Source organism: Arthrobacter sp. Y3223164 (assembly GCF_059091005.1).
The window spans coordinates 1-663 of the sequence record NZ_JBNHGF010000763.1 but is presented as its reverse complement, the minus strand read 5'-3'; the positions used below and the strand labels follow the sequence as shown (position 1 = coordinate 663).

The following is a 663-nucleotide window of genomic DNA, read 5'->3' as shown; positions in this document are numbered from 1 at the left end:
CAGCACGCTGCGCACGGCACCGCCCAACGCGCCGGAACCGTAGTCGCAGACCACCACGGCGTCGCTGCCGGCGAGCGCGTCCGGAACTGCTGCGGCCAGCCGCTCCTGCGCCGCTTCCGGCACCCGCTCCGTGCGCTCGTCCAGCCGCAGCATGATCTGGTCGCCGCCGATGATGCGGTACTTGGTGGTGGTCAGGACGTCTTCGTGTTCCACCAGCCCCGAAATGTCCACCCCCGCGCCCTGCAGGAGGGCAGCGAGCCGTCGCCCGGCGTCGTCCCCACCGACCAGGCCGAGAATGCGCACCCGGGCGCCGAGTGCGGCGAGGTTCATGGCCGTGTTGGCGGCGCCGCCCGGCGCGTACTCCCGCCTGGTCATGTCCACTACCGGGGCCGGGGCTTCCCGGCAGAACCGTTCGATCCGGCCGCTGAACCAGCCGTCCAGCATCACGTCTCCGACCACGGTGACCCGCGGGGCGGCCTCCGCCAGCCGTGACGGCAGCCAGCCGGCCAGCCCGGAAACGTCCGACAGGGGCGTGCTCATGGCCGCACCCCGCCGGGCAGGCCCACGTGGACCACCTTCACCGCACAGAACTCGTCCAGCAGTTCGGGGCCGTAGCCGAAGCCGTCGCCGCTGTCCCGGCGGGGCTGGGCGGAGCCGCCCGGA

At 73.5% G+C, this 663-nt stretch carries 1 protein-coding gene; it reads right to left on the bottom strand.

What is annotated here, in order from left to right; translation table 11 throughout:
* Positions 1-540, bottom strand: a 540-nt coding sequence (locus AC5RUJ_RS17875; RefSeq protein WP_494156468.1) for a bifunctional heptose 7-phosphate kinase/heptose 1-phosphate adenyltransferase, incomplete at its 3' end; no start/stop codon positions are given.
* Positions 541-663: the final 123 nt, after the last annotated feature.